Genomic DNA, 3,351 nt, shown 5'->3' with positions numbered 1-3,351 from the left:
TACAATGGCTAGGTGTCGCGATGTTGGCCAGCGGCATCCTCGGCCTTGCGGTTTACAACCTACGTCATGTCACCAGCGACCGCGCGCGGCTGCCGCTTGCCCTTGGCTTTGCCGCAATGACTGGCGGTTTCGTCGCTCTCTATACAACTTGGGACGCCTTCGTCATCCGGGCAACCGCCGATCCGCTGACCTTTGTTGCATGGTTTTTCCTGATCGACGGAATCGCCTTTCCCGCCGCCTATCTAATCCTCAATAAGGGCCGTGTCCCAACCCCCTTTTCACCGCTTCTCAAAGTCGGCATTGCAGGAGCGATCGTTGCAATTTTCTCGTTTGGTGGCATCATGTTAGCCACACGCCTCGACAAAGTCGGAGAAGCCGCCGTGTTGCGGGAAACCTCGGTCGTTTTCGCCGCCCTCATCGCCTATTTGTTCTGGGGCGAAAAGGTCGGCCCGCGTCGCCTGGCGCTTATGGGCCTTATCGCGCTTGGAGCTGTCGTGGTTGAGGTTGGTGGATAAGCCGAGGTTCGTGAAACCAATTTTTGCCCCATGACACATTGCAGGGACGCACGGCGAAGGTTAGGTGACCCGGATGAATGAAAAAGCGCTCAACCCGATTGTGAAACAGGTCCTCGAACTTGGGCCGCCGCTTCTGTTTTTCGCAGCCTACCTTAAGATGCGCGAGCAGACCTACACCATAGGCGGCACTGAATACGATGGCTTCATTGTTGCCGCGGGTGTTTTCGTGCCGATTTTGCTCGCCAGCATCGCGATCCTTTGGAAACTCACGGGAAAACTTAGCCGGATGCAGGTTTTCACCGCTGTGATGGTGATTTTGTTCGGCGGTCTCACGGTCTGGTTTAATGACGAACGGTTCTTCAAGATGAAAACCACACTGGTCTATGGGCTTTTCGCGGTGATCCTTGGAATTGGGCTGGCACAGGGGCGGTCATACCTTGCCTGGGTTATGGCCGAATTTCTGCCTATGACCGACGAAGGCTGGATGAAGCTGACCAAGCGTCTTGCATTGTTCTTCTCAGGCCTCGCCGTTGCCAACGAAATCATCTGGCGCACGATGTCTACTGATGCGTGGGTGAAAATCGAAACCTTCGGCTTTCCGGTTCTGATGTTTGTCTTCCTGTGGTCACAGATCATGGGCTTGCAAGACCACATCATTGAAGACGAGACCGACAAGACCACCTAGTAAAAAAGCGCGTCGGTGTCGTTGCGTGCTTCCAACGTCTTCAGAACCTGTCGCTCCAGCCGGCCGAGAAACCGAACGCCCCCAGTGCGGCCCTCACTCCATTGCACAAGCGCAAGGATGGCTGCATTCTTCAGGCACAATTCCACCGCCACTCCCGCGAGATATTCAGTAGCAAAACCGACAGAACCTCACCATGGGCCAAAAGAAGCGTAGCGACCTTAACTGCGCGTCAAGAAGGGCGATAGTCGCCGGGCGGCCGTAGTATCATCTCAATGGCGGCCACCCTAATCAGCGGGTGGTAAGAAAGCCTCAGCCTCAGCCTTTTTGGCCGAAGATATTCCGATTGGCCTCGGTCTTTTCCTCGGCTGTTTGCACAAAGTCGCGCAATTCCTGAGCCATGGCGTGGCCACGCTGAGCGGCCGCGCGCGCGCCGACTGTTTTTGGACAAACGCTTAAAGTTTGGTTTGTCATTAAGCGTTTGCTCGTGACCTTCGCAATTCAGCGCCCATTTGCCCCATCAGCCATTGGTCAACAGCAATGCGTTCTCGCTCGGTCGGCCCGTAGAATTTCGCTGTTTTGCGCGCCAGATATTGCAGACTTGCTCCGCTTTCAAAAATCAAGACTGGCGCTCCATCAGCGCCATCGAGCTCAATAATCGCAGGCATCCGATTGCTGGGAGAAATCTTCAGAAAGTCGAGCGCAAATTGATCGCCTTTCGCGATGTTTATCAGATGCATGTTGTAGGGCAGGCCCATTTCTTCCAGTGCAACATTGATTTTCCACCCATTTGGGGATGGCCAATGGTACAGATCAATGGGGTGGCTCAGAGTATCTCCGAGGCTCTTTCACCTCGAATTCACGTGCGAATGTGCAATAGCAGGGCAGATGACTCGAAATGGTCAAATCTTGACGCCCCGGCGCGGTCGGAGTAGCCATCTTTCATCGTGGCGATTTGTACACCGGATTGCGGGCCACGTTAAATAAACCGCTAAAGAGGTCAGGGACGTAAGCTACGCCCCCGGCGCTCCGCGGTGGGGGCTTTTTATTTGGAAAGGAGGCGTCCCCATGTCGAAGGATTGGAACACCCGAACTAAGCTCGTCCATTCGGGGACCCGGCGCAGCCAATATGGTGAAGTGTCCGAGGCGATTTTTCTCACCCAAGGATTTGTCTATGACAGCGCCGAACAGGCCGCGCAGCGGTTTGACCAACTGGGCGAGGACGAATTTATCTACGCCCGCTACGGCAACCCAACCGTGGCCATGTTTGAAGATAGGATCGCCGCGCTTGAAGGCGCCGAAGACGCCTTTGCAACAGCCAGCGGCATGGCGGCGGTAAACGGCGCGTTGGTGTCGATGCTGAAAGCAGGTGACCACGTTGTTTCGGCGCGCGCCCTTTTTGGCTCGTGTCTTTATATTCTTGAGGATGTACTGACCCGCTTCGGCGTCGAAGTGACTTTCGTCGACGGCACGAACCTTGACGAATGGCGCGCAGCTGTGCGTCCCGACACCAAAGCGGTGTTCCTTGAAAGCATGTCAAACCCGACGCTTGAGGTGATCGACCTCAAATCTGTTGCGGAAATTGCGCATGCTCATGGGGCAATCGTGTTGGTCGACAATGTTTTCTCGACACCGGTCTTTAGCCGCGCGATCGCGCTTGGCGCGGATGTCGTTGTCTATTCGGCAACCAAGCACATTGACGGGCAAGGCCGGGTTCTGGGCGGAGTGATCCTTGGCACCAAGGACTTCATCCGCAAAACGGTCGAACCTTACCTTAAACACACCGGCGGCGCGATGAGCCCGTTTACAGCATGGGTGCTGCTTAAGGGGCTGGAAACACTTGATCTTCGCGTGCGTGCCCAAGCTGATGGAGCCCTTAAGATCGCCAAGGCGCTAAATGGTGATGATCGCCTTGGTCGTGTCATTTACCCTGATCTTCCGAACCATCCGCAACACGAGATCGCCAAGGCCCAACTTGAACGCGGCGGAACAGTCGTTTCGCTTGAAGTAAAGGGCGGGCAGGCGGCGGCTTTCCGGTTCTTAAACGCGCTAGAAATCGTGACAATTTCCAACAATCTAGGTGATGCCAAGTCCATCATCACGCATCCAACAACGACCACTCACCAGCGCCTAAGCGAGGATCAACGTATGGAC

4 protein-coding genes, 1 pseudogene and 1 riboswitch are annotated in these 3,351 nt (G+C 55.3%); of the genes and pseudogenes, 3 read left to right on the top strand and 2 right to left on the bottom strand.

The window, feature by feature from the left end; all coding sequences use genetic code 11:
- Nucleotides 1–515, top strand: a 515-nt coding sequence (locus Q1B15_RS20605; RefSeq protein ID WP_299757481.1) for an EamA family transporter, incomplete at its 5' end; no start/stop codon positions are given.
- Between the two features lie 73 nt (nucleotides 516–588).
- The gene (locus Q1B15_RS20600; protein ID WP_299757478.1) at nucleotides 589–1,200 is read left to right on the top strand and encodes an inner membrane-spanning protein YciB; all 612 of its coding nucleotides are present in this window, start codon (nucleotides 589–591) and stop codon (nucleotides 1,198–1,200) included.
- Between the two features lie 315 nt (nucleotides 1,201–1,515).
- Here Q1B15_RS20600 and Q1B15_RS20595 read toward each other — a convergent pair whose 3' ends face one another.
- Nucleotides 1,516–1,671, bottom strand: coding sequence for a hypothetical protein (locus Q1B15_RS20595; RefSeq protein ID WP_299757475.1), 156 nt, complete (start codon nucleotides 1,669–1,671; stop codon nucleotides 1,516–1,518).
- 32 nt (nucleotides 1,672–1,703) lie between these two features.
- Nucleotides 1,704–2,027 (bottom strand): annotated as a pseudogene (locus tag Q1B15_RS20590) (glutathione S-transferase N-terminal domain-containing protein); the annotation flags it as partial.
- A 107-nt stretch (nucleotides 2,028–2,134) separates the two neighbouring features.
- A riboswitch (SAM riboswitch) is annotated at nucleotides 2,135–2,213 on the top strand.
- A 52-nt stretch (nucleotides 2,214–2,265) separates the two neighbouring features.
- On the opposite strand from Q1B15_RS20590, the gene metZ reads away from it, so the two are divergent.
- The coding region (gene metZ / locus Q1B15_RS20585) for an O-succinylhomoserine sulfhydrylase (RefSeq protein ID WP_299757472.1) at nucleotides 2,266–3,351 on the top strand (1,086 nt) is incomplete at its 3' end.

It is taken from the genome of uncultured Boseongicola sp. (genome assembly GCF_937988555.1).
In the GTDB taxonomy this organism is placed as follows: domain Bacteria; phylum Pseudomonadota; class Alphaproteobacteria; order Rhodobacterales; family Rhodobacteraceae; genus Boseongicola.
The sequence above is the reverse complement of the archived record's forward strand: the minus strand, read 5'-3'. Positions and strand labels throughout refer to the sequence as shown.